The organism is Aeromonas piscicola (assembly GCF_000820005.1).
GTDB classification, from domain to species: Bacteria; Pseudomonadota; Gammaproteobacteria; order Enterobacterales; family Aeromonadaceae; genus Aeromonas; species Aeromonas piscicola.
In genome coordinates this window covers 398,050-421,056 of the sequence record NZ_CDBL01000052.1, presented here as the reverse complement: position 1 = coordinate 421,056, position 23,007 = coordinate 398,050, and the positions used below count along the sequence as shown (strand labels likewise).

Genomic DNA, 23,007 nt, shown 5'->3' with positions numbered 1-23,007 from the left:
CCCTGCTGAAGTGGAGGCTGACTCACACTTATTTTCGGATGCCATTTTCGAACGATCTGGCCCACGGAAAAATGCATGGGAGAGGCGGGAGAGACGCAATAAAAAAGCCGCTCCCAGGAGCGGCTTGCGGATCGAAAGGCGGACGGATCAGGTCGTGGTCTGGCGGGTACCGAAGTAGTCGGCCAGGAAGTCGTCGAACGACAGGCTGTCGCTGCGTTCACGCTCCCGCTGCTTGGCGAGGGATTCCCGCGCCTCGGCGGCGAAGTAGGCCTGATCCCAGTACTGCAGCTCGCCGGCCAGCATCTCTTCCCGGTAGCGGCTCGCCAGCTCGTCGCCGAAGCAGCCGTTGTCCTGACCGCTCTCCAGCAACTGCTTGAGCAAACGGGCCGAGTAGGTCAACTCGGGGTTGAGCAGCTTCTCCCTGTGCATGGCCAGCGTCTCGCGGTAGCGGTTGCGGCCACAGCAGCGATCCAGCAGATCGGCCACCTGAGCCAGCTCGTCGAACAGCTGGAGTCCGTACTCCTTGAGGCCGATGGGGTTGCCCTGCTCGTCTTCCAGTTCCAGGCCGGGGCGACGCCCCTCCAGCACCACCTTGTTCTGGTTGCGGCGATTGCGGGCAATCTCCTCGTCACCCAGCACGGGAGACGGGCGCAGCAGGCACCAGACCAGGAACAGATCGAAGAAGCGGATCTGATCCACATCTATGCCGAACGGGGTGAAGGGGTTCACATCCACGGTGCGCAGTTCTATGTATTCGATGCCGCGCTGCTCCAGCGCATCCGAGGGTTTCTCGCCGCTGTGCGGGGTGCGCTTGGGCCGGATCGGGGCGTATAGCTCGTTCTCCAGCTGCAGCACATTGTCGTTGAGCTGACGGTACTCGCCGTTTACCTTGACCCCAATCTTGGCGAAGTCGGGATCATGGGTGTTGATGGCACGACGCAGGCTGCTCACATAGTCGGGCAGGCTGTCGTGGCTTATCTTCAAGCCTGCCTGAGCGCTGTTGGTGTAGCCGAGATCGGATAACCGCAGCGCTGTGGCGTAAGGCAGATAGAGGGTGCCCTTGCCGGTTTTCTGGAACGGCAGGCTGCTCTTGCGCCCCTTGAGGAAAGAGTCACAGATGGCCGGTGAGGCGCCAAACAGATAGGGCACCAGCCAGCCGAAGCGGTAGACATTGCGAATAAGCCCCATGTACTTGTCGGAGATGAAGCGCTGGCTGCAGCAGCCCTCGCCCACCAGATCCTGCCACTCGCACCAGAAGCTGTCCGGCATGGAGAAGTTGAAGTGTACCCCGGCAATCACCTGCATCAGGCTGCCGTAACGGTTCTTCAGCCCCTGCCGGTAGAGGGTCTTCATCCGCCCTATGTTGGAGCTGCCGTACTGGGCCAGCCGTATGCTCTCCTCGTCGCCGACGAAGCAGGGCATGGAGAGCGGCCAGATCCGCTCATCACCGAGATGGTGGATGGCGTGACGATGAATGTCGCCCAACTGCTCCATCAGGCTGTCGATGGAGTCGGTTGCCGGGGTGATGAACTCCAGCAGGCTCTCCGAGTAGTCGGTGGTGATGTTGGCATGGGTCAGGGCCGAGCCCAGACTCCTGGGGTGATCCGTCTGGGAGAGGGCCCCTTCCGGCGTGATACGCAGACATTCACGTTCGATCCCGCGCCGGATCCCCTTGAGGGCCGTCAGCCGTTCCGGCGAACCCAGGGCGGTCAACAACTCGGTGAGTGACAAGCTAGTAGTAGTCATATTCACGGCTCATGTGTGGCCGCCCCTCAGGGGGGCGACACTATTTTTATGAAGCGCCCTCAGGGCAGCTGCAGCGGATAGATGGGAAGATGAAGCTCCTTCAGGGGTTTTTCAAGCTTTTGCTTGTCACCCACCACCACAATCACCATGTCGGCCGGATCGAGCCAACGGGCGGCACTGGCTTTGAGCACCTCGGGTGACACCGTTTTGATCAGCTGGTTCTGGGCCTGCACATAGTCCGGCTTCAGGTCATACATGATCATCTGCAGCAGGAAGCCTGCCTTCTGGCCCAGGGTTTCGTAGGAGAGCGCATCCTGCTGGGAGACGGCGCTGCGCATGTAGGCCAGCTCCACCGGGGTCGGACCGGTCGCGCGGTAGCTGTCCATCTCTTTGAGGAACTGACGAATGGCATCCACGGTCGCATCGGCCCGCACATTGGCGCCGGTGGCGAAGGTGCCCACCTCGCGATTGGCGGAGAAGCCCGAGCTGGCACCGTAGGTGTAGCCCTTGTCTTCCCGCAGGTTGAGGTTGATGCGGCTGTTGAAGTTGCCCCCCAGGTTGAAGTTCATCAGCCCGGCGGTGAAGTAATCCCCCGTGGTATCAAACGCCATGGCGCGACGACCGATGCGGATCACCGACTGGGGCGCCCCCGGCTTGTCCACCAGATAGATGCCTGGCTTGGCCTGCTCCCCCTTGGGCTTGAGGCTGCCGAGTACCGGCGTGGCGCCCTTCCACTGGGTCAGGAAACCGAGTTGATCCTCCACCTGCTGCTGAGCTACATCCCCGACTACCACCACCTTGGCGTTGGTCGGGTTGTAGTAGTTCTGATAGAAGCGCTTCACGTCCGCCAGGGTCAGCTTCTCGACGTCGGCCAGCACACCGTCACCCGGTTGGCCGAGGCGGTTCTGCTTGCCATAGACCAGCTCGCGGAACGCCTGGCCTGCCAGCCACTCCGGCTGCTGTTCGCTCTGCTTCATGCCTTGCAGCATCTGCGCCTTGACCCGCTCGAAGTCCGCCTCCCGCATGCCGGGCCGCTCGAACACCTCGCGCACCAGCGCCAGGGTCTGGGGCAGCTTGTCGGTCAGGCTGCTGATGGTGACCAGGTTGCTGTACTGGGCACTGGAGACGCTGACGCTGGAGCCGAGCTTTTGCAACTCGTCGCTGAGCTGGGCCTCGGTCAGGCGTACCGAGCCCTGTCCCATCACGCTGGCGGTGAGGCTGGCGAGCCCCAGCTCCCCCTTGCCTTCGGCCCGCATGCCGCCCGGCAGGGCGATCATGATGGAAACGGCCGGGATCTCGTCACTCTGGGTGCCGATGATCTCTATCCCCTTGTCGAGTTTGCCGTGCCAGATGGCGGGCACCTTGACGCTGACTGCATCCGCCGCCTTGGGCTGCACGCTGCGATCGAAGTTGTCCTTGACCGGGCGCAGTGCCAGCGGCTCTCCATGCTGGCTGTAATCGGGCAGCTCGCGCTTGGCGGGGGTAAAGTTCGGCTTGGTCACCTGCCAATCCGTCTTGCCCTTGGGCACCACGCTCAGCACCACGGCCGGCTTGTCCACGATGAACTTGTCATAGGCCGCCTTGACCTGCTCAGGTGTCACCTTGCCGATGGCATCCAGGCTCTTGAACACATAGTTGGGATCCTGGGCAAACACCTGGCCCATGGCGAGCTGGCTCACCTTGCCGGAGACGCTGTCGAGCCCCCAGATAGCCGAGGCGCGATAGCTGCTGATGGCCTTTTCCAGATCCTCCGGCTTGAGGCCGCGACCGGCAAACTCGCCGATCACCTTGTCCACTTCCCCCTTGAGGGTCTTGAGGCTGCCATCCACCGCCGGGTTGGGGTAAGCGTAGACGGTCAGGGTGCAGGCCAGCTCCTCGCAGTAGTGAGAGGCCCCCACGTCTATGGCCTTGCCGGTTTTGACCAGCGACTGGTAGAGCATGGAGCTGGCGGAGCCGCCGAGCACGTCGGCAAACATGTCCAGCGCCGGCTCCTGCGGATCGCCAAGGGCGACGGTCGGGTAGCTGATGTAGAGCAGCGGCAGATGGACCTTGTCCTCCAGCGTCACGTAGCGGGTCTCGGGCAGGCTCACCGGCTCCGGGGTCGGCTCGGCCACGTCAGGACCGCGCGGGATGGAACCGAAGTACTGCTCGATCCAGGCCAGCGCCTGTTGGGTATCGAAGTCGCCGCCCAGGGTCAGGGTGGCGTTGTTCGGGCCGTACCAGCGCAGGAAGAACTGCTTGAGGTCATCCACCCCGACCCGGTCCAAATCCTCCACATAGCCGATGGGCTGCCAGGAGTAGGGATGGGTGCGCGGATAGAGCGCCTCCCCCACCTTCTCGCTCACCAGACCATAGGGCTGGTTGTCGATGCGCTGGGCGCGCTCGTTCTTGACGGTGGCACGCTGGATCTCGAACTTCTTCTGGCTGACCGCATCGAGCAGGAAGCCCATGCGATCCGCCTCCAGCCAGAGCACCTTCTCCAGCTGATTGGCCGGCACAGTCTCGTAGTAATTGGTGCGATCCTTGTTGGTGGTGCCGTTCATGTCGCCACCCGCCTCGTTGATGATCCGCATATGCTCCTGATCGCCAACGTGTTTTGAGCCCTGGAACATCATGTGTTCGAAGAAGTGGGCAAACCCGGACTTGCCCACCTGCTCGCGGGCCGAGCCCACGTGATAGGTGACGTCGAGGTGTACCAGGGGATCTGACTTGTCGGGCGCCAGGATCACGGTCAGACCGTTGTCCAGCTTGTACATCTGGTAAGGAATGCCGAGCTTGCCCTCTTCCTTGACCTGCTCCGACACCAGGGTGGGGGCAGCCAGCACGGGCAGGGTGAAGCCCAGAAGAATACTTAATGGAATGAGTTTGTTCACGGTTACCTCGTGAGTGAAGAAAGGGGCTAGAAAATGTGACTGGCCAACAGAAAAACCAGGGCATAACGCAATAATTTGCCGAGCCCGATCAGGATGAGAGAGCGCCAGAAGGAGAGACGCAGCCAACCGGCCAGCAGACAGAGGCCATCACCGACCACAGGCGTCCAGGCCAGCAGCAGACACCAGTGACCATGTTGTTTGAGCCAGCCGAGGGCTTTTTGTTCCCCACGGCCTTGAAAATCTTCCGGTTTTTTCTTGAAGGTGGCGAGCCAGCCGAGCCACCAGGTGGTCATGGAGCCGAGGGTATTGCCAAGCGTCGCCCACAGCAGCAGGCTGGTCATGCTCCACTCCCCCTTGGCCGCCATGGCGCCCAGCAGCACTTCGGAGCTGCCGGGCAGCAGGGTGGCGGAGGTAAAGGCGCTCAGAAACAGCCAGCCCAGCCCCATCTCGGCAATGCCATTCATCCGGGCAGGCCATCGGCGGCAGGCATGCGCAGCACCAGCTTGCCACGTACATGGCCCTGTTCGATGGCCTGATGGGCCAGTGCCCCTTCGGCCAGGGCAAACTCGCCACCGACCGTGATGTGCACATCCCCCTGGCGCAGCAGGATCAGCATCTGGGCCAGCTGTTTGCTGTCGGGGTGTACCAGCATGCCGAACACCTCTATGCCGGCATCATCAGCCGCATCCTTGATCTGCTGGGCCGTGATGGTGGGCACAGTCACCAGGCGGCCACCGGGCTTGACGCAAGCCAGCGCCGCCTTGCCGCTCTCGCCGCCCACCAGATCCAGCACCAGATCGACCTGCCCACCCTGGGCCAGGATCTGCGCGACCCAGTCGCCGTCGTGGTAATCCACAAGATGATCGGCCCCCAGGCCATGGAGAAAACCGTGATTGTCACGGCTGGCCGTGGCGACCACCTCGGCGCCGTAAGCGCTGGCAAACTGCACCGCCAGATGGCCAACCCCGCCGGCACCGGCCAGGATCAGCACCCGCTGACCGGCCTCGAGGGCGCCATGTTCAAACAGCCCCTGCCAGGCGGTGAGACCGGCCAGCGGCAGGGCTGCGCCCTGCTTGAGGCTGATGCCATCGAGCTTGACCAGCGCCTCTTCGTTCACCACAGTGCTGTCGGCATAGGCGCCACCCGTCAGCGGAAAGCCCACCATGCCGCACACTTGATCTCCCTCTGCCAGCGTCGTGACACCAGGGCCCACCTTCTCAATTACGCCAGCCACATCATAGCCGGGCGTCCAGGGCAGCTTGTCCTTGTTCTGGGCCGCCGCCCAGCCGAGGCCGGCCCGGGTCTTGGCATCGATGGGATTGACTCCCGCAAAGCAGATGCGCACCCGCACTTCGCCATCGGCAGGCACCTTATCGAGGGAAGGGTTGAGCTTGAGTACCGAGGGGTCGCCGAATGCGGTAATCTGTAGCTGCGTCATTGCACAATCCATCCTGTTGATTGATCAAGGGTCAACAGAATAACAGCGAGGACACCATGGCTCGAATGTTTCTTATTCCTCTGTTGCTGGCGTTGGGGTGGTGGGCACTGCTGCTCTACTTCCGCATCCCGCTCAAACAGGGGGCCAAGGGGTTTTACTGGATCATCGGCATAGGTGGGGGGCTGGCCGCCTTCCTCAGCCTGATGATGGTGCTGACTCATTAGCGCCGCCCACGCGGCAATAAAAAGGCCACCCCGAGGTGGCCAGATCATCAACCCGCTTGTGCGCTGAGGTGGTAGTGGCGATTGCTGCCCTGCCCCAGCACCCCCTGAGCCAGCAGATGCTGGAATATCCTGTCCACCTCTTCCAGCGACAGCGACAACGCCTCGGCTACCCCGCGCTTGCTGCATTTGAGCTCGCCGCTCTCCAGCACGGAGCGCACCTGGGCCACCACAGCGGGCTCGGGTTCCGGCTTGCTCACCAGCGGGGGCACATTGGCCGCTGACGCTGCCTGCCGCGCCGCGGCCTGCTCCCGCGCCTGCTGCCACAGCCACCTGCGGCGAAAGCGGTTCTCCTCGCCGATCAGGCTGACGAAGAAGGCGCCAAACACATCCAGCAGCACCGAGAGGAAGCAGACCAGCAGGAACTGCACCTGGCTGATGCTCATGCCCACCCCGTCCGCCAGACTGCTCATCAGCCCCAGCATGGAGGACTGCTCGTTGACCGGCTTGGCGTCCCGCTCCTGGCGCAACTCATCCTGCTTCAACCTGAGCTTGGTGTTGGCCTGCTGCAAGCTGCTGACGCCGCTGGAGATGCGCGCCATCTCTATATACTTGCGGGCCGCCTCCTCGTTGAGCTGGATCTGGCGCTCAATGCTGGCGATCTGCTCGTCGAAGCGGGCAAGCTCCCGCTCGTGACGCGCTTGCTGGCTCAGTATGGTGTTGGTGGCACTGTTGATACCGCCGATACTGCCGCCAATAGAGATGGCGGCCAGCACGCTGTAGAACAGCAGTGACCAGAAGGCGCCGCCCAGATCCCGCCGCGCCTTGCACTCCCCATATTCGTACCAGACGTAGAACTTGCCCAGCTCGAAGATGATGGCCAGACCGCCGAACAGCCACTTCATCAGGGGGTTGTCGTCGATGGAGAGAAACAGCAACAGGGAGAAGACGATGGAGGCCAGAATGGCCAACCCGGTAAAACTGTACACCGTGGTCAGAGCGAACCACCCCTTGGGGTAGCGCAATATGGCAGAAGCCTGTGTATTCATGATGAAGTGGGGATACTGTGCAGGAAAAGTTGGCTGCCGATTATAGTCCCCCCATCGGCAGAATGAAGGCTAATCGTTTGAATTCAATCAGATACTGCCCTGGATGGACAGGCTGCGACCAGATTGGGCAAATAGCCGCCACCGGCATGATGACGGGTCGAACCGAAGCGGCCAGCCTCGACGCAATGACAAGCGGGCCCATCGAACCGCAGAAGCGGCGCAGCCCTCCAACAATAACGATGGCATCAAGCTCGCCACCGACGACATCAAGCTGGACATCAACTGGGATCAGAAGGAGTACGACCGGTGGCAGCACAACTGCCTGGATCTCGGCATAGGCGACAGCCGGATCCAGCTCAACTGCGACAAGGTGGATGGCAAGTATCGCGATCACTACAACCGCAGCATCCACAGTGGCAACAATCCGTGTCATGGCCACAACAAGCAGAAGAGCAACGGGAATGGGAACGGCAAGAAGAACTAGCCGGAACCACAGCAGACATCACACAGGGGCCCATGGCCCCTGTGTTTATTGGGCTACCAGTAATTCTCCGCACTGATGTTGCCCGGCGCTCGCCGCAGGTTCTTGGCCAGCCCCAATGCCAGCAAGGTCTGTTGGGTCTCCTTCACCATGGCCGGATTGCCACAGATCAGCACCTGGCTCAGCTCGGGTGAAAATGTGAGCCCGACTCGCTCCTGCAACTGGCCGTTGGCGATGGCCGCCGGGATCCGCCCTTCCATCGCATCGGGCCAGGCCTCGCGGCTGACGAAGGACACGTAGCGAAAGCGCTCGCCGTGGCGCTCGGAAAAACCATCGATAAGCGCTCGGTAGCTCAGCTCCTCCCCTTTGCGTACCCCGTGCACCAGCACCAGGTTCTCGAAGCGCTCAAAGGCCTCGCCGTCCGCCAGCATGGAGAGGAAGGGGCCTATGGCGGTACCTGTGGAGAGCAGCCAGAGATCGCGGCCGGGCGGGAGCTCATCCAGGGTCAGAAAGCCGGTCGCCTGAGATTGCACCAGCAGAGTGTCGCCCGTTTGCAGGGAACCGAGGGAAGGGGTCAGTTCACCGCCCGGGATCTCGACGAAGTAAAACTCGTGGTAAGGGGCAGAGGGGGGATTGACGAAAGAGTAGGCCCGCTGGATGCGGCGCTCACCCTGCTCGAGGGCCAGCTTGGTAAATTGACCTGCCTTGTAGGGGACGAGTTCGGCCTCCACACGCAGGGAAAACAGGGTGGGGGTCCATTCGATGCGCTCGATGACCCTACCTTCGACCCAGGCTGCCATAAGGATCTCCTCCAGAGGAACAGAACCTCACTTTACCCTTTGATCCCAAAATAAAAAACCCGCGCAAATGCGCGGGTTTTTTTGCAACAGCGAATCGCTATTACAGGGCAACAACCTGAACTTGTACGGTTGCTTTAACGTCAGCGTGCAGCTGAACAACAACTTCGTACTCGCCGGTGTTACGCAGAACGTTGCCCATGCGGACCTCGCTCTTGGCAACAGCAACGCCGGCAGCAGTGATGGCATCAGCCACGTCACGGGTACCGATGGAACCGAACAGCTTGCCTTCGTCGCCAGCTTTGGAGGCGATAACAACAGCAGCCAGTTCACCCAGCTTGGCAGCGCGCTCTTCAGCGGCAGCTTTACCGGCAGCCAGTTTGGCTTCCAGTTCAGCACGGCGAGCATCGAAAGTCTCGATGTTGGCCTTGGTAGCCATAACGGCTTTGCCTTGCGGAATCAGATAGTTACGGGCGTAGCCAGCTTTAACAGCGACTTGATCACCCAGACCGCCCAGTTTGGCGATTTTGTCGAGCAGGATAACTTGCATTACCTTTCCTCTATGGAAGTTGAGTTAGGCTTAAGTGCCGGGCCGATTCTTACTTGTTGTGCAGATCGGTGTACGGCAGCAGAGCCAGGTAACGAGCACGCTTGATGGCGCGTGCCAGCTGACGCTGATACTTGGCGCGGGTACCGGTGATACGGCTCGGTACGATCTTGCCAGATTCAGTGACGTAGTTTTTCAGAGTAACGATATCTTTGTAGTCGATCTCGGTAACGTTCTCGGCAGTGAAGCGGCAGAACTTACGACGACGGAAATAACGTGCCATGGCCTTTATCCTCTATTCAGTGATCCAGAATTACTCTTCGGAAGACGCTGCTTCAACAGTATCTTCGCGGCGCTCGTCGTCACGACGGACGAAGCGCTCTTCCTTGGCCTTGGCCATCGGAGAAACTTCAGTCACGGCGTGCTTGGTGCGCATGATCATGTTGCGGATAACGGCATCGTTGAAGCGGAAGTTGGTTTCCAGTTCATCGATAACGGCTTGCTCTGCTTCCACGTTCATCAGAACGTAGTGAGCTTTGTGCAGCTTGTCGATCGGGTAAGCCAGTTGACGACGGCCCCAATCTTCCATGCGATGGATAGTACCACCCGCGGTGGTGATAGCACCGGTGTAACGCTCGATCATACCGGGTACTTGCTCGCTCTGGTCCGGATGAACCATGAAGACGATTTCGTAATGACGCATTTTAGCTCCTTACGGATTAATTCAGCCTCCGCCCAGGTGCAGCCAGACCTCGGAGGCAAGGAACGTATGGTGTGTTTAGACGCTGCTTTCTAGGGCGGCGTATTGTACGAAATCACATCCCTCACTGCAACTGGCCGCCGCAGATGTTTTTATCTATGGGTATGATACAAAACATCAATTGATAATAATTATCATTTAGATCTATTCTATCTCCATAATCTTATGGAGGGTGATTCCATGCAACCCGCGCTGACCACGGCCATCCCGGCCCGCAAATTCAAACTGACCCTGCTTGGCCCCGCCTTTATCGCCGCCATCGGCTATATCGATCCGGGCAACTTCGCCACCAATATCCAGGCCGGCTCCACCTTCGGCTATCAACTGCTGTGGGTGGTGGTATGGGCGAATCTGATGGCCATGCTGGTGCAGACCCTCTCCGCCAAGCTCGGCATCGTCACTGGCAAGAACCTGGCGGAGCACATCCGCGACAGGCTGCCCAAATCAGCAGTCTGGGCCTACTGGGTACAGGCGGAGATCATCGCCATGGCGACCGATCTGGCCGAATTCATAGGCGCAGCGGTCGGCTTCAAGCTGCTGCTCGGCGTCACCCTGCTGGAAGGTGCCGGCATCACAGCAGTGGTCACCTGGGGCATTCTCATGCTACAGAGCCGCGGCCAGAAGCCGTTGGAGTTCGTGGTTGGCGGCCTGTTGCTGTTCGTGGCGGCGGCCTATATCGTCGAGCTGGTGTTCTCCCGCCCCCACCTGCCGAGCCTGCTGGAAGGGGCCCTCTTCCCCGGCCTGCCCAACAGCGATGCCGTCTACCTGGCCGCTGGCGTGCTTGGTGCAACAGTCATGCCTCACGTCATCTACCTGCACTCGGCGCTGACCCAGCACACCCAGGATCAAGGCACAGTGCCCCAGCGATTGCACACCACCCGGGTGGACGTAGCGATCGCCATGACCATAGCCGGCTTCGTCAACCTGGCCATGATGGCAATGGCGGCCGCCGCCTTCCACGGCTCCGGCAACCAGCAGGTGGCCGAACTCGAATCAGCCTACCAGACGCTCACTCCCTTGCTCGGGCAGGCGGCCGCCACCCTGTTCGGCTTGTCACTGGTGGCCTCCGGCATCTCCTCCACCGTAGTGGGTACGCTCGCCGGTCAGGTGGTGATGCAGGGCTTCGTGCGCTTCACCATACCGCTCTGGCTACGCCGTGCCATCACAATGGCTCCCGCCTTCGTGGTGATCGCCATGGGGCTCAACACCACCGAAATATTGGTGCTGAGCCAGGTGGTGCTGAGCTTCGGTATAGCGCTGGCGCTCATTCCACTGCTGATCCTGACCGGCGATCGGGCGCTGATGGGCGAGTATCGCAACCATCCGGTGACCCAGGCAGTCGGTCGCCTTATCGTCGCGCTGGTGATCGGGCTCAACGCCTACCTGCTGGTTGCCATGATCTAGCGCTCACAACCCGCGATTCAGGCTGGCTCATTAACCCTGGTTAATGAGCCAGCCTGCACTTTGGCGTATGCTGCGGCTCTCTCTTCCTCTTCGATTAGCAGGAGCCATCCATGGAACATACCCGAGCCAGCTTCGTGCTGGGCCACCATCATGAACAGGCCAGCGTGCTCTTCTGCCAGAGCGGCGACACCAGCCTGCTGGTCACCGACCTCACCCCTTTCCACCCCCAGAGCCACCTCTGGCCCGATCAGCCAGGCGATGTGGGCACGGTTTGCTGGGATGACGGCGATACCAGCGTGGGCCCCTGCCGCATGGGTGCCATCAGCCCGGAAGGCGAACTGTTCGTAGACACAGAGATTCCGGTCAAGCGTGGCGCCGAAGGCTGGGCCTTCGTGGTGGTGCATCCCCTGGCAGGCCGGCACTCTCTGGCGGTGGGCTCACGGGTTGAACTGAAGGTGGATGCCGCAGCCCGCCACGCCCTGAGCCTGGGACACAGCGGCTGCCATCTGGCGGCGCTGGCCCTCAATCGGATGCTGATTCCCTACTGGCGCAAAGAGGTGAGCGAGCGCGATGCACTCGATCAGCCCGACTTTGACCGCCTCGCCATCCAGACCTCGCGGGTCGAGCCCATGGGATCCCAAGAGCAATACCGTATCGGCAAAAGCCTGCGCAAGAAGGGGGTCAATAGTGACGCTTTGTTGGCGGAACTGGCGCAGATCGAGACCAGCGTAAACCAGCAGCTGGCCGACTGGCTGGCGACTGGCGGCGAGATCCGCCGCAGCCGGGCCGGCGAGGCAATCATAGATTCGCGCTACTGGCACTGCATGCTTGAAGGTAAAGAGGTCACCATCCCCTGCGGCGGCACCCACGTCAGCACCTTGGCCGAACTGGGCCAGGTGCGGGTACAGCTCGCCCCCTGCAAGGAGGGCTTCACCCTGACGACCCGGGTCGCGCCCTGAGCCAACCGTCAGGCCGGGGCTATCCCGGCCTGACCCCGTCACAAATCAGCCGAGGCGGATCAGCAAGATACCGCAGAGGATCACCAGCGCGGCCCACAGCCGTACCCGCCCCAGTTTCTCCCCCAGCCAGCACCAAGAGAGCAGCACGGCAAACAGCACGCTGCTCTCGCGCAGCGCCGCCACCAGCCCGATGGGCGCCTGGGTCATGGCCCAGATGACGATGCCGTAGGCAAGCAGTGACAGGGCGCCGCCGAGGGCACCGGTACGCCATGCCGCGAGATCGATCGCGCGCCAGGCGGTGCGACTCTGCCAACGCATCATCAGCGGCATCATCAGCGCAGTCAGGGCAAACAGCCAGAGGGTGTAGCGCACAGGCGCCCCGGCCGAGCGGGCGCCAGCGCCATCGGAGAGGGTATAGGCTGCGGTGAACAGCGCCGTGATCAGCACGGCGCGCAGGGCCGCAGGCGCCAGCCTGATGCCACCGCGCCAGGCCATCAGCAGCACCCCGCTCACCAGCACCAGCGCACCGGCTACCGCCAGCCCGCCGGGCACCTCCCCCAGCAGCAGGGCTCCGAGCAAGAGGGTCACCAGGGGGGCACTGCCACGCGCCAGCGGATAGATCTGGCCGAACTCCCCCAGCCGATAGGCCCGACCGAGAAACAGGCAGTAGCCGCAATGCAGCAGGATGGAGAGCGCCAGCCAGGGATATTCGGCAGGCACAGGCAACCCCACCAGCGGCAAGAAGGGGGCGGCAAACAGCCCGGAGCAGAGGGAGACCAGCAAGACGCTGACGCGCCCCTCGGCCTGGCGCTTGGCCAGCGCATTCCAGAGGGCGTGCAGCAGCGCGGCCAATAGGATGGCCGCAAAGAGGGTGGGTGTCACGACGGGGTTCCTGTCACTGAGAGCGGAACAGGCTACCCTATTTTCGGTGTCACAACCGGGATCGGCTTCATAAGCTACTCATATGACAAACCGGCCAGCAGCCGGTTTGTCATATGGAGGAGAGCGCGCTAATGCAGGCGACGCTGCCAATGGATGGCCAACAGGATAAAGCCCACCCCGACCCAGAGGTTCCAGGCCGGGATCTCGCCAAACAGCCAGACCCCCAGCAACACCACGAACATCAGGCCGGAATACTCGGTCGTCGCGATGCGGTTGGCCTCGACCTGCCGATAGGCATAGATGCAGCTGGCATGGTAGAGCAGTTGCATCACGCCGCTACCACCGATCAGCGCCAACAGACGCCAGTCCACCGGCTGCCATTGATTCACCGCCAATCCCGCGGTCAGCGGCAACGCCAGCAGATTGGCCCAGAACAGGGTCGCCACCACAGAGATACCCGCTGGCAGCTTGCGGCCGGTCACGTTGAACAGCGCCAGGGTGAAGGCGGTCACCAGAGCACCCAGCCCCGCCAGATGAAAATCCCCCGGCTTGAGCACGAATACGACCCCGAGCAGGCCCATTCCTCCCAGCAACCAGACCCGGGAGTTGATCTTCTCCTTGAGCAACCAGGCCGCCAGCGGCAGGGTAAGCAGTGGAGAGACATAGAAGATGGCGTTGGCCGTAGCCAGCGGCAGCTGGGTCAGGGCCAGCATCATGCCGCCCCCACCGAGCAGGCAGAGGTGACCGCGCAGCAGGTGCCATTTCCAGGCACCCAGTCCCCAGGCCGCTCTCGGCACCCGCAGCATGAAGGGCAGCAGCACCAGCAGGGTCAGCAGCTGGCGCAGGAACATGTATTGGAAGGGGCTGAAACCGGGGCCGATCAGCTTGACCAGCACATCGGAGAAGGCCTGGGCCAGATTGCCCAGCACCAGGGTGATGATGGCGAAGGTTTGCAGGTCCAGAGCGAACCGCTTGCGCAACAGCTCCATCAGCGACAGCCACTGGTGTGGCGAACGCAGATAAAATGGCTCAACGGCTCAATCGCTGAATCTTGTTCTGTATTAATGGGGTAAAAAACCATTTTTAAACCTATCCATCAACGGTTGCCGATTAATCACTCAGAGGTTACCCAGTAACATGGCAGTGAGCACCCGTTTTCTTTACTACCTCAAGACATAATAATTTCATTGTTATGCCTAAAAGATATTAAGAGGAGGTCATGCCGATGTGGGGAATGTCATCTTCCAGATAGGGTTCGCCCACGGCGGTGAAGCCATGACGACCATAGAAACCCTGCAGGTGCGCCTGAGCGCCCAGATAGATGCTGACCTTGGGCCACAGTTGTTCGCATTCCAGCAGCGCCTGCTGCATCAACTGGTGACCCAGACCGTCGCCTCTGGCCTCGGGCGCCGTCACCACCCGGCCGATCACCACCTGATTCGCCTTGGCCACGCCGGGCGCCATCAGTCTGGCGTAGGCCACCAGCACGCCATCCTGCCAACCGAGCAAGTGCTGCACATCGGGACGCTTGTCGACCCCGTCCAGATCGAGGAAGACGCAGGTCTGCTCCACCACGAAGACTCGGGATCTCAGGGTGAGCAGTTCATACAGTTCGTTGACGTCAAGTTGTTCAAAAGACTTGAGGGACCAGTTCATGGGGATTCCTTGCTCATGATGAGAAAGGCAGCATAGCCAGCCAGCAACGGGCTGGCATTAACCTTTGTTAAGATCCTTCAGCCGTTTGCGAATGCGGCTCAGGCTGATGGGGGTGATGCCCAGATAAGCGGCTATCTGGTGATCCGGCACCCTGGCATCCAGCTCGGGGAAACATTGCAGGAAGTGCTGATAACGGGCCTGGGGGCTCTCGGTCAACAGCAGCAACTCTTTCTCTTCCTTGATACGCAACTGTACCGCCAACAAGTGGTGATACCAGGCGGACCAGCAAGGGAGCTGACGCAAATCGCTCAGGTTGAAGAGTTGCAGGCGGCATGGCTCCAGCGCCTCCACGCTGTAGCGGGCGGGTTCACCACTGAGCAGATGGTGGAAGTCGATAAACTCGTCCCCCTCCCAATAGAACTCCTTGATGTACTCGCGCCCATCCGCCAGCACCACCTTGGCTCGCAGCAGCCCCTGCTCCACCTTGACCAGCAGATCGGGCTGGTCACCGGCATGCCAGAGGCAGGAACGAGGGCTCAGGGCCAATGGGCGGGCAAAAGAGAGGAGGCGCGTGGCCTCCTGCTCATTCATGACCTGATCCCGGCTAAACGGGGGTCTGTCCATCCCGTTCGCCTCAGGCACGACGCTGACGCACGGCTTCGAACAGGCAGACGCCCGTTGCCACCGAGACGTTGAGGCTGGAGACGGCCCCGGCCATGGGGATGCTCACCAGTTCGTCGCAATGCTCGCGAGTCAGGCGGCGCATGCCCTTGCCTTCGGCGCCCATGACCAGTGCCATGGGGCCGGTCAGCTTGGCCTGATAGAGGTCGTGATCTGCCTCACCGGCGGTGCCGACCAGCCAGATGCCGCGCTCCTGCAACTCGCGCAGGCTGCGCGCCAGGTTGGTGACCTGGATCAGCGGCACCACTTCGGCGGCACCACAGGCGACCTTGCGCACCACCGAGGTCAGGCCGCTGGCCTTGTCCCGCGGCACTATCACCGCATGGACCCCGGCCGCATCGGCGCTGCGCAGGCAGGCACCCAGGTTGTGCGGATCAGTCACCCCGTCCAGCACCAGCAGGAAGGGCTGAGCCTTTTGCTCGGCCAGGCTGTCCAGCAGGCTGGCCAGATCGTGCTCGGCCAGCTTGGGCGCCTCTATCACCTTGGCCATGATGCCCTGGTGATTGTTGCCTTCGGCTTTGTCATCGAGCGTCTTGCGGTTCACGCTCTGCACCTTGAGACCGAGGGATTCAAGCTCGGTCAGCAGGGGTTGCAGCCGGTCGTCATCCCGGCCCTTGAGGGCCCACACTTCGATGAAACGCTCCGGGGTGCGCTCAAGCAGCGCGGATACAGCGTGAATGCCGTAGATCAGTTCAGTACTCATTTCGTGCTCTTGACCTTATCACGAGCCTTTTTGCTCGGTCGTCTGTTGCTGGGCTTGGCGCGGCCACCCTTGTCGGATTTGCCGGTATCCTTGCCCTCTTTGCGTTTATCGTGACGCTGGCCACCCTTGGCAGGCTTGCGCACCACCTCTTTGCCATCCTTGCCGGTGAGTGGCGCTTCCACCATCACGAAGTCGATCTTGCGATCGTCCAGGTTCACGCCCATCACCTTGACGCGTACCTTGTCGCCCAGACGGTAGCGACGGCGGAAGTTCTCGCCGATCAGCTGCATGTGCAGGGGATCAAACTGGTAGTAGTCATTGGTGAGGGTGCTGACGTGCACCAGACCGTCGATGTGGATCTCCGCCAGACGGACGAAGAAACCAAAACCGGTGACGCTGGCGATGACGCCGTCAAACTCGTCACCCACGTGATCCAGCATGTACTCGCACTTGAGCCAGTCGGCCACGTCGCGGGTCGCATCGTCGGCACGGCGCTCTGTCATGGAGCAGTGCTCGCCCATGGGATCCACTTCTTCCAGCTGGTAGTGGTAACCACCGCTCGGAGTCCACTTGTGGCGCAGATTGCCTTGCTGCTCCTTGGCCGTCTGGTACTTGATGGCGCGGTGCAATATCAGGTCGGGGTAACGACGGATCGGCGAGGTGAAGTGCGCATAGGACTTCAGGGCCAGACCGAAGTGACCTATGTTGTCGGCCTGATAAACGGCCTGACGCATGGAGCGCAGCAGCATGGTGGAGAGCAGCTCCGCATCCGGACGCCCTTCAAACTTGGCGGCCAGCTCGGCAAAGTCTTTCGGCTCTGGCTCGAGGCCCCCCTTGAGCTCCAGACCCAGTTCGGCCAGGAAGTCACGGAAACCGGTCAGACGCTCTTCGCCCGGACGGTCGTGCACCCGGAACAGGGCAAAGGCTTCGTTCTTCTCGATGTAACGGGCCGCGGCCACGTTCGCCTGGATCATGCACTCTTCGATAATCTTGTGGGCATCGTTACGCACCAGCGGCACTATCTGGTCGATCTTGCGCTGGGCGTTGAAGATGAAGCGGGTCTCTTCGCTCTCGAATTCCACGGCACCACGCTGGTGACGGGCGTGCTTGAGCGCCTTGTAGAGGTTGTTGAGCTCCTCGATGTGGCCCACCAGCGGCTCGTACTGCTGACGCAGCTTGGGCTCGCCATCCAGGATCGCAGCCACCTTGCTGTAGGTCATGCGCGCGTGGGAGTTCATCACGGCTTCGTAGAACTTGTAACCGGACATACGGCCGGCTGCTGAGATGGTCATCTCGCATACCATGCACAGACGGTCGACCTGCGGGTTCAGGGAGCAGAGGCCGTTGGAGAGCACCTCCGGCAGCATGGGCACCACGAACTCGGGGAAATAAACGGAGTTGCCACGCTGATACGCTTCGGCATCCAGCGCTGTGCCGGGCTTCACATAGGAGGAGACATCCGCGATGGCCACCCACAAGCGCCAGCCGCCACCGCGCTTGGCTTCACAGAAGACGGCATCATCGAAGTCACGAGCATCTTCCCCGTCTATGGTGACCAACGGCAAGGCTCGCAGGTCGATACGACCCTCTTTGGCCTTCTCCGGTACCTGTTCGCCCAGACCGGCAACCTCCTTGGTCACCTCTTCCGGCCAGGTATGCGGGATGCCGTGGGTACGCAGAGCGATTTCGATCTCCATGCCCGGCGCCATGTTCTCGCCCAGTACGTCCAGCACGGTACCGACCGCATTGATGCGGGAGGTGGCACGCTGATTGATGCGTACGACCACTACCTGGCTCTGGCGGGCGCCTTTGTTTTCCCCTTCGGGAATGATGATGTCCTGGCCGATGCGGCTGTCATCCGGCACCACGAAGCCGACGCCGTTCTCGACGAAGTAACGGCCGACGATATCCGCCTCGCGGGACTTGAGCAGACGCACCAGACGCGCTTCCTGACGACCCTTGCGGTCAATCTCGGTCGGCTGCACCAGCACGTAGTCGCCATGCATCAGGCGCTGCATCTCGCGGTTGTTCAAATAGAGATCCGGTCCACCACCTTCCGGGCGCAGAAAACCGAAACCATCTTTGTGGCCGAGTACATACCCTTTCACCAGATTCAGACGATCCGGCAGGGCATAACATTGGTTGCGAGTGAATACCAGTTGCCCATCACGCTCCATGGCGCGCAGACGACGGCGCAAGGCTTCCAACGGCTCTTCGTCGGTCAGCTTGAGAGCCTTGGCCAGCTCTTCCCGGGACATGGGTTTTTCATGGCCCTTGATGAGCTCCAGCAGCATCTCGCGACTGGCGATGGGGTTTTCGTATTTTTCGGCCTCGCGTTGGAGGAAAGGATCTTTTTGAGACATAAGCAGGCCTTAGGGTAGGTAATAACGCAGACATTATATCGAAGGGGGGAGCTAATGGCATCCATCGGCTGCCTTTTGGCCAATCTCTCTGTCATACTATGCAAAGTTTGCAGGCATGATGAGACACGGAACTCATGAGCAAGGACTCGTTCGCCCAATCCGCCGCCTATCTGAAGCAGGCGGTTCCCCTGATGATCAAGTATCAAATTCCCACAACGCCGGATAATTATACCCTTTGGTATAACTATGTGGCCGCCAGTATGCCCGAGCTCAATCAGGCCATCGATCAGGCCATCAAGCTGCAGGGCACCTGTTCTCTCATCACCTGCGAACGGCTCTATCACCAGCATCTCGCCGCCCAGGACGAGCAGCAGATGGAGACGATGAAACTCAATCTGGCCGCCATGGCCAACGAGCTCGGCCATACCATGCAGGACGCCATCTCCGACACTGGCATGTTCCAGGAGATGCTCGACAAGAGCTTCGATCGGCTGAGCCTCATCGACGATGAGGGACTGAGCCTGGAGGATACCATGGGTATCTTGCGGGATCTGGTACGCGAGTCGCGGGATGTTCGCATGTCGACCATGCATTTTCGCAATCAGCTCAGCAGCGCCGAGAAGGAGATCAAGGAGCTGAGAGAGGCCCTGAATGAGACTCGCAAGCTAGCCAACGAGGATGCCCTCACCTCCCTGCTCAACCGACGCGCCTTCGATCTGGAGATAGACGGTCTGATCCGCAGCAAGCGGCCCTTCTCTCTCATTTTGTCGGACATAGACCGTTTCAAAAACTTCAACGACGAATATGGCCACCTGCTGGGGGATCAGGTATTGCGCGCCTTCAGCAAGCGACTGCGGGAAACCTGCAAGGAGGGCGTCACAGCCTACCGGCTCGGAGGCGAGGAGTTTGCCCTGCTGGTGCCCATGCGCAGTCTGGCCCTGAGCCGCCAGATGGCAGAAAGTCTGCGTCGGGCCATCGAGAAGATGTCCATTCTGGATCGCAAGTCCGGCCGCCGCATCGACCACATCACGGCCTCGTTCGGGGTGGGCGAGTACAATGGCCAGGAGACGGGTGACGCCCTGGTCGAACGTACCGACAAGCTGCTCTACAAGGCCAAGGATCTGGGCCGCAACCGCGTTATGCCACTGCCCTCCTGATCCTTCAAAACAACAAAAAGGCCGGTCAATGACCGGCCTTTTTCATCGTTGCAACGTCAAACTTAGAGGCTTTTCAGCTTCTCTTCCGGCAGGGCCAGCTCGTCGTTATGGTTGACGCCAATGCCGCGCTCCAGCACGTGACGGGCGATAGCATGGGCCTCTTCCAGCGAGTGCATGCTGAAAGTGCCACACTGGTATTCGTTCAACTCGGGGATCTTGGCCTGATCCTGCACGGTCAGCACGTCGCTCATGGCCGCTTGCCAGGCGGCGCCGACACGGGCCTCGTCCGGTGCGCCGATCAGGCTCATGTAGAAGCCGGTACGGCAACCCATGGGGGAGATGTCGATGATCTCCACTCCGTTGCCGTTCAGGTGATCACGCATGAAACCGGCAAACAGGTGCTCGAGGGTGTGGATGCCGCGCTCGGAGAGGATCTCCTGGTTCGGCACGCAAAAACGCAGATCGAACACGGTAATGGTGTCCTTGTTCGGGGTCTGCATTGTCTTGGCCACGCGTACCGCAGGGGCTTCCATGCGGGTGTGGTCAACGGTAAAACTGTCCAATAACGGCATTTCTGACTCCTGATTTGGTTACCAGAACCAGCCCCCGCTGGAGAGCTGATCCTTGCATTGTCGATACTGGGCGCCGTAGCGCTGGGCGCGAGCCTCTACCTTGCGGGAGGTCTTCATCAACCACCCCTTGCTGCGGTAGCTGCCACGCCGGTAGCCACCCCACCCTTCGTGATAGTTGAGATACTGGCCATAGGCATCCCACTTGGAGGTGCCGTTCAGCCGCTGGGCCTTGTTAGTGTACCAGCCCATGAAATCGATGGCGTCGGCAAAGTCGTCGCGGCTGCTCCAGCCGTTGCCGGTTTCCCGCTGGTAATCGTCCCAGGTTTCATCTTTCACCTGGGCATAACCATAAGCGGAACTGGCCCGCCCGGTCGGGATGAAGAGGAAGTACCCCATCGGCGGCTGGGCGTCATGCACGAAGGAGGACTCCTGATACATCATGGCCATCACCACCTGGATCGGTGTGCCCCACTTCTCGTTCATCTTGAGTGCCGCCTTGTGCCACTCGGGTTTTTCCCTAAAGATCTGGCACAGATTTTCCGGCTGGGCCGGCGGCCGGGTACTACATGCGGTCAGGCCAGCCAGCAGGCCGGCCACCGCAGCGAGGCGCATCCATGACATCAGCCGTGTTGCATCTTCGTTCTCTTGAGCGTTACGAGGCACATGCATCACATCAAATCGCGTCTTCGTTCTCTTCGCCGGTACGAATACGAATGACACGTTCCACCTCGCAGACGAAAATCTTGCCGTCACCTATCTTGCCGGTGCGGGCTGTGTTCTGGATGGCTTCCAGGCAGGCATCGAGGTCCTCGTCCTGCACCACCAGCTCCACCTTTACCTTCGGCAGGAAATCCACCATGTATTCGGCACCGCGATAGAGCTCGGTATGGCCCTTCTGGCGGCCGAAGCCTTTGACTTCGGATACCGTCATGCCGTTGATGCCGATCTCGGCCAGGGCCTCGCGTACATCGTCCAGCTTGAACGGTTTGATGATGGCTTCAATCTTCTTCATGGTGACTCCTTACCAGTTCTGTTTGCCAAACCCGGATGTGATGGGGTAACGGCGATCCTTACCAAAATTGCGGGCCGTGATTCGGGGCCCGACGGCGGCCTGACGGCGCTTGTATTCGTTGAGATCCACCAAGCGGATCACCTTGCGTACCACGGCCTCCTCGAATCCCTCTGCCACCAGATCGGCGACCGAGGCATCCTCTTCAACGTAGCGCTTGAGGATGGCATCCAGGATGTCGTAGGGGGGCAGGCTGTCCTGGTCCACCTGGTCTGGCGCCAGCTCTGCCGAAGGGGGACGGTCGATGACCCGCTGCGGGATCACGTAATCTACCGAGTTGCGATATTCGCACAATTTGAAGACCAGCGTCTTGGGCACATCTTTCAGCACGTCGAAACCGCCCGCCATGTCACCATACAGGGTGGCATAGCCCACGGCCATCTCGCTCTTGTTGCCGGTGGTCAGCACTATGCGACGACGCTTGTTGGAGAGCGCCATCAAGAGCACGCCGCGACAGCGAGCCTGCAGGTTCTCTTCCGTGGTATCCCGGGCGGTTCCGGCAAACAGCGGCGCCAGCTGGTTCATGAAACCTTCGAACATGGGCTCGATGGAGATGATGTCGAACTCGACCCCCATCCGCTCGGCCTGCTCCTTGGCATCCTCCACACTCATCTGGGCCGTATAACGGAACGGCATCATCACCGCCTGCACCTTGTCCGCCCCGATGGCGTCGGCCGCTATGGCCAGGGTCAGGGCGGAATCAATACCGCCGGACAGACCCAGCACGGCGCCCTGGAAACCGTTTTTGGTGATGTAATCACGTACCGCCAGCACCAGTGCCTGATAGGTCTCGGCCAAGGGGTCGAGCGACGCGGCAGGCTCCCGTTCTTTCAGCGGCTGCCCGGCGGCAAAACGCACCAGGGCAAGCTCTTCGTCGAAGGGGGCCAGCTTGTGTGTCAGCTCGCCTCGACCGTCGAACACCTTGGAACAACCGTCGAAGATCAGCTCGTCCTGGCCGCACACCTGGTTGAGATAGACCAGCGGCAAACCTGTCTGGTGACAGCGGGTCGTCATCAACTCATGGCGGATCCAGGGTTTCTCCTGATCGTAGGGCGAGGCATTGATGGTGAGCAGCAGCTCGGCGCCTGCGGCCTTGGCGGCCAGCGCCGGGCCCGGTTGCCACAGGTCTTCGCAGATGAGCAATCCCAGCTGATGGCCACGGAAGGGCACCACGCAGCTATCAGTGCCTGCGGTGAAGTAGCGCTTCTCGTCAAATACCCCGTAGTTGGGCAGATCCTGCTTGAAGTAACGGGCGATCAGCTTGCCCTGCTCATAGAGAGAGGCCGCATTATAGAGCGAAGCCCCCTCACGCCAGGGGTGACCCACCAGAATGGCACAGTTGCCCTGCCAGGCCGCGATACGAGCCAGCACAGCATCGACCCGGATCATCAGATCGGCACGCAGCAGCAGATCCTCCGGCGGGTAGCCGGTCAGGGCCAGCTCGGAGCACACCAGCAGATCAGCACTTTGCTGCTCGGCCTGGGCGGCTGCAGCCAGCACCTTGTCACAGTTATCTTCGATGGCGCCTACCGTCAGATTCAACTGGGCAAGCATCAGAGAGAGGGCTTTTGCCATGGCGATGCATCTTAAAATCGAAAATGATGGGGAATGATAAAGAAAAGGGGGGCAATCTGCCAGTTCAAGTCAGG

The 23,007-nt window shown here is 60.9% G+C and carries 24 protein-coding genes; 5 read left to right on the top strand and 19 right to left on the bottom strand.

What is annotated here, in order from left to right; translation table 11 throughout:
- Positions 1–147: 147 nt before the first annotated feature.
- The 4 genes from gshA to BN1128_RS12575 are packed head-to-tail and all read right to left on the bottom strand — an operon-like array spanning position 148 to position 6,057.
- Complete coding sequence (gene gshA, locus BN1128_RS12590) at positions 148–1,746, bottom strand: glutamate--cysteine ligase (RefSeq protein ID WP_042869198.1); 1,599 nt, start codon at positions 1,744–1,746, stop codon at positions 148–150.
- A 59-nt stretch (positions 1,747–1,805) separates the two neighbouring features.
- Complete coding sequence (locus BN1128_RS12585; RefSeq protein WP_042869196.1) at positions 1,806–4,619, bottom strand: M16 family metallopeptidase; 2,814 nt, start codon at positions 4,617–4,619, stop codon at positions 1,806–1,808.
- A gap of 26 nt (positions 4,620–4,645) precedes the next feature.
- Positions 4,646–5,083, bottom strand: a complete 438-nt coding sequence (locus tag BN1128_RS12580; protein ID WP_042869194.1) for a YqaA family protein — start codon at positions 5,081–5,083, stop codon at positions 4,646–4,648.
- Positions 5,080–6,057, bottom strand: a complete 978-nt coding sequence (locus tag BN1128_RS12575; RefSeq protein ID WP_209428561.1) for an NADP-dependent oxidoreductase — start codon at positions 6,055–6,057, stop codon at positions 5,080–5,082. Before BN1128_RS12575 ends, BN1128_RS12580 begins: the two co-directional genes overlap by 4 nt.
- Before the next feature lie 56 nt (positions 6,058–6,113).
- Between BN1128_RS12575 and BN1128_RS25395 the strand changes: the two genes are divergently transcribed.
- A complete protein-coding gene (locus tag BN1128_RS25395; RefSeq protein ID WP_162265158.1) occupies positions 6,114–6,281 on the top strand; it encodes a hypothetical protein in 168 nt (55 codons plus the stop codon).
- Positions 6,282–6,328: 47 nt separating this feature from the next.
- Here the strand turns inward: BN1128_RS25395 and BN1128_RS12570 are convergent, their stop codons facing one another.
- Positions 6,329–7,327, bottom strand: a complete 999-nt coding sequence (locus BN1128_RS12570; protein ID WP_042869191.1) for a hypothetical protein — start codon at positions 7,325–7,327, stop codon at positions 6,329–6,331.
- 103 nt (positions 7,328–7,430) lie between these two features.
- Between BN1128_RS12570 and BN1128_RS12565 the strand changes: the two genes are divergently transcribed.
- Positions 7,431–7,811 (top strand): hypothetical protein, encoded by a 381-nt coding sequence (locus BN1128_RS12565; RefSeq protein ID WP_244464587.1) that lies wholly within the window; start codon positions 7,431–7,433, stop codon positions 7,809–7,811.
- 53 nt (positions 7,812–7,864) lie between these two features.
- On the opposite strand, the gene BN1128_RS12560 is transcribed toward BN1128_RS12565, so the two are convergent.
- The 4 genes from BN1128_RS12560 to rpsF all read right to left on the bottom strand — a co-directional run bounded on the left by BN1128_RS12560 (position 7,865) and on the right by rpsF (position 9,855).
- Entirely contained in the window at positions 7,865–8,608 is a 744-nt protein-coding gene (locus BN1128_RS12560) for a ferredoxin--NADP reductase (protein WP_042869189.1), read from the bottom strand.
- 100 nt (positions 8,609–8,708) lie between these two features.
- Positions 8,709–9,155, bottom strand: a complete 447-nt coding sequence (gene rplI / locus BN1128_RS12555) for a 50S ribosomal protein L9 (protein ID WP_005313386.1) — start codon at positions 9,153–9,155, stop codon at positions 8,709–8,711.
- 49 nt (positions 9,156–9,204) lie between these two features.
- Complete coding sequence (gene rpsR / locus BN1128_RS12550; protein ID WP_005313392.1) at positions 9,205–9,435, bottom strand: 30S ribosomal protein S18; 231 nt, start codon at positions 9,433–9,435, stop codon at positions 9,205–9,207.
- Positions 9,436–9,465: 30 nt separating this feature from the next.
- Positions 9,466–9,855: a 30S ribosomal protein S6 gene (rpsF, locus tag BN1128_RS12545; protein ID WP_005313395.1), complete on the bottom strand. Its 390-nt coding sequence runs from the start codon at positions 9,853–9,855 to the stop codon at positions 9,466–9,468.
- 237 nt (positions 9,856–10,092) lie between these two features.
- Between rpsF and BN1128_RS12540 the strand changes: the two genes are divergently transcribed.
- Together BN1128_RS12540 and BN1128_RS12535 are read left to right on the top strand one after the other, a co-directional pair.
- Positions 10,093–11,316, top strand: a complete 1,224-nt coding sequence (locus tag BN1128_RS12540) for an Nramp family divalent metal transporter (RefSeq protein ID WP_042869186.1) — start codon at positions 10,093–10,095, stop codon at positions 11,314–11,316.
- A gap of 110 nt (positions 11,317–11,426) precedes the next feature.
- On the top strand, positions 11,427–12,275 hold the full coding sequence (locus BN1128_RS12535; RefSeq protein WP_042869184.1) for an alanyl-tRNA editing protein: 849 nt from the start codon (positions 11,427–11,429) through the stop codon (positions 12,273–12,275).
- Between the two features lie 45 nt (positions 12,276–12,320).
- Here BN1128_RS12535 and BN1128_RS12530 read toward each other — a convergent pair whose 3' ends face one another.
- From BN1128_RS12530 to rnr, 6 genes are all read right to left on the bottom strand, one after another.
- Entirely contained in the window at positions 12,321–13,157 is an 837-nt protein-coding gene (locus BN1128_RS12530; protein ID WP_042869182.1) for a DMT family transporter, read from the bottom strand.
- 128 nt (positions 13,158–13,285) lie between these two features.
- Positions 13,286–14,146, bottom strand: coding sequence for a DMT family transporter (locus BN1128_RS12525; protein ID WP_042869180.1), 861 nt, complete (start codon positions 14,144–14,146; stop codon positions 13,286–13,288).
- Positions 14,147–14,363: 217 nt separating this feature from the next.
- On the bottom strand, positions 14,364–14,813 hold the full coding sequence (locus tag BN1128_RS12520) for a GNAT family N-acetyltransferase (RefSeq protein WP_042869178.1): 450 nt from the start codon (positions 14,811–14,813) through the stop codon (positions 14,364–14,366).
- Between the two features lie 57 nt (positions 14,814–14,870).
- Positions 14,871–15,437 carry a Crp/Fnr family transcriptional regulator gene (locus tag BN1128_RS12515; RefSeq protein WP_042869177.1) on the bottom strand — a complete coding sequence of 189 codons (567 nt, stop codon included), beginning with the start codon at positions 15,435–15,437 and terminating at the stop codon, positions 14,871–14,873.
- A gap of 10 nt (positions 15,438–15,447) precedes the next feature.
- Positions 15,448–16,197: a 23S rRNA (guanosine(2251)-2'-O)-methyltransferase RlmB gene (gene rlmB / locus BN1128_RS12510; RefSeq protein ID WP_042869175.1), complete on the bottom strand. Its 750-nt coding sequence runs from the start codon at positions 16,195–16,197 to the stop codon at positions 15,448–15,450.
- Entirely contained in the window at positions 16,194–18,560 is a 2,367-nt protein-coding gene (gene rnr / locus BN1128_RS12505) for a ribonuclease R (RefSeq protein WP_042869173.1), read from the bottom strand. The genes rlmB and rnr overlap by 4 nt, the downstream gene beginning before the upstream one ends.
- A gap of 134 nt (positions 18,561–18,694) precedes the next feature.
- Between rnr and BN1128_RS12500 the strand changes: the two genes are divergently transcribed.
- Positions 18,695–19,717, top strand: coding sequence for a GGDEF domain-containing protein (locus BN1128_RS12500; protein WP_042869170.1), 1,023 nt, complete (start codon positions 18,695–18,697; stop codon positions 19,715–19,717).
- Positions 19,718–19,779: 62 nt separating this feature from the next.
- Here the strand turns inward: BN1128_RS12500 and luxS are convergent, their stop codons facing one another.
- The 4 genes from luxS to BN1128_RS12480 form a co-directional block, all read right to left on the bottom strand.
- On the bottom strand, positions 19,780–20,289 hold the full coding sequence (luxS, locus tag BN1128_RS12495) for an S-ribosylhomocysteine lyase (protein ID WP_042869168.1): 510 nt from the start codon (positions 20,287–20,289) through the stop codon (positions 19,780–19,782).
- An 18-nt stretch (positions 20,290–20,307) separates the two neighbouring features.
- Positions 20,308–20,901, bottom strand: coding sequence for a transglycosylase SLT domain-containing protein (locus BN1128_RS12490; protein ID WP_276203889.1), 594 nt, complete (start codon positions 20,899–20,901; stop codon positions 20,308–20,310).
- 61 nt (positions 20,902–20,962) lie between these two features.
- Entirely contained in the window at positions 20,963–21,301 is a 339-nt protein-coding gene (glnB, locus tag BN1128_RS12485) for a nitrogen regulatory protein P-II (RefSeq protein WP_005308848.1), read from the bottom strand.
- Between the two features lie 9 nt (positions 21,302–21,310).
- Positions 21,311–22,933, bottom strand: a complete 1,623-nt coding sequence (locus BN1128_RS12480) for an NAD+ synthase (protein ID WP_042869165.1) — start codon at positions 22,931–22,933, stop codon at positions 21,311–21,313.
- Positions 22,934–23,007 lie beyond the last annotated feature (74 nt).

What these genes read in the sequence shown, in the direction of transcription:
- BN1128_RS12560 (WP_042869189.1), bottom strand. Translation starts at nt 8,608, where the DNA reads ATGGCAGCCTGGGTCGAAGGTAGGGTCATCGAGCGCATCGAATGGACC.
- BN1128_RS12535 (WP_042869184.1), top strand. Translation starts at nt 11,427, where the DNA reads ATGGAACATACCCGAGCCAGCTTCGTGCTGGGCCACCATCATGAACAG.
- BN1128_RS12540 (WP_042869186.1), top strand. Translation starts at nt 10,093, where the DNA reads ATGCAACCCGCGCTGACCACGGCCATCCCGGCCCGCAAATTCAAACTG.
- BN1128_RS12570 (WP_042869191.1), bottom strand. Translation starts at nt 7,327, where the DNA reads ATGAATACACAGGCTTCTGCCATATTGCGCTACCCCAAGGGGTGGTTC.
- BN1128_RS12500 (WP_042869170.1), top strand. Translation starts at nt 18,695, where the DNA reads ATGAGCAAGGACTCGTTCGCCCAATCCGCCGCCTATCTGAAGCAGGCG.
- rpsF (WP_005313395.1), bottom strand. Translation starts at nt 9,855, where the DNA reads ATGCGTCATTACGAAATCGTCTTCATGGTTCATCCGGACCAGAGCGAG.
- BN1128_RS12575 (WP_209428561.1), bottom strand. Translation starts at nt 6,057, where the DNA reads ATGACGCAGCTACAGATTACCGCATTCGGCGACCCCTCGGTACTCAAG.
- BN1128_RS12525 (WP_042869180.1), bottom strand. Translation starts at nt 14,146, where the DNA reads ATGGAGCTGTTGCGCAAGCGGTTCGCTCTGGACCTGCAAACCTTCGCC.
- BN1128_RS12480 (WP_042869165.1), bottom strand. Translation starts at nt 22,933, where the DNA reads ATGGCAAAAGCCCTCTCTCTGATGCTTGCCCAGTTGAATCTGACGGTA.
- BN1128_RS12580 (WP_042869194.1), bottom strand. Translation starts at nt 5,083, where the DNA reads ATGAATGGCATTGCCGAGATGGGGCTGGGCTGGCTGTTTCTGAGCGCC.
- luxS (WP_042869168.1), bottom strand. Translation starts at nt 20,289, where the DNA reads ATGCCGTTATTGGACAGTTTTACCGTTGACCACACCCGCATGGAAGCC.
- rplI (WP_005313386.1), bottom strand. Translation starts at nt 9,155, where the DNA reads ATGCAAGTTATCCTGCTCGACAAAATCGCCAAACTGGGCGGTCTGGGT.
- BN1128_RS25395 (WP_162265158.1), top strand. Translation starts at nt 6,114, where the DNA reads ATGGCTCGAATGTTTCTTATTCCTCTGTTGCTGGCGTTGGGGTGGTGG.
- BN1128_RS12565 (WP_244464587.1), top strand. Translation starts at nt 7,431, where the DNA reads ATGGACAGGCTGCGACCAGATTGGGCAAATAGCCGCCACCGGCATGAT.
- gshA (WP_042869198.1), bottom strand. Translation starts at nt 1,746, where the DNA reads ATGACTACTACTAGCTTGTCACTCACCGAGTTGTTGACCGCCCTGGGT.
- BN1128_RS12490 (WP_276203889.1), bottom strand. Translation starts at nt 20,901, where the DNA reads ATGCGCCTCGCTGCGGTGGCCGGCCTGCTGGCTGGCCTGACCGCATGT.
- rnr (WP_042869173.1), bottom strand. Translation starts at nt 18,560, where the DNA reads ATGTCTCAAAAAGATCCTTTCCTCCAACGCGAGGCCGAAAAATACGAA.
- rlmB (WP_042869175.1), bottom strand. Translation starts at nt 16,197, where the DNA reads ATGAGTACTGAACTGATCTACGGCATTCACGCTGTATCCGCGCTGCTT.
- BN1128_RS12515 (WP_042869177.1), bottom strand. Translation starts at nt 15,437, where the DNA reads ATGGACAGACCCCCGTTTAGCCGGGATCAGGTCATGAATGAGCAGGAG.
- rpsR (WP_005313392.1), bottom strand. Translation starts at nt 9,435, where the DNA reads ATGGCACGTTATTTCCGTCGTCGTAAGTTCTGCCGCTTCACTGCCGAG.
- BN1128_RS12520 (WP_042869178.1), bottom strand. Translation starts at nt 14,813, where the DNA reads ATGAACTGGTCCCTCAAGTCTTTTGAACAACTTGACGTCAACGAACTG.
- glnB (WP_005308848.1), bottom strand. Translation starts at nt 21,301, where the DNA reads ATGAAGAAGATTGAAGCCATCATCAAACCGTTCAAGCTGGACGATGTA.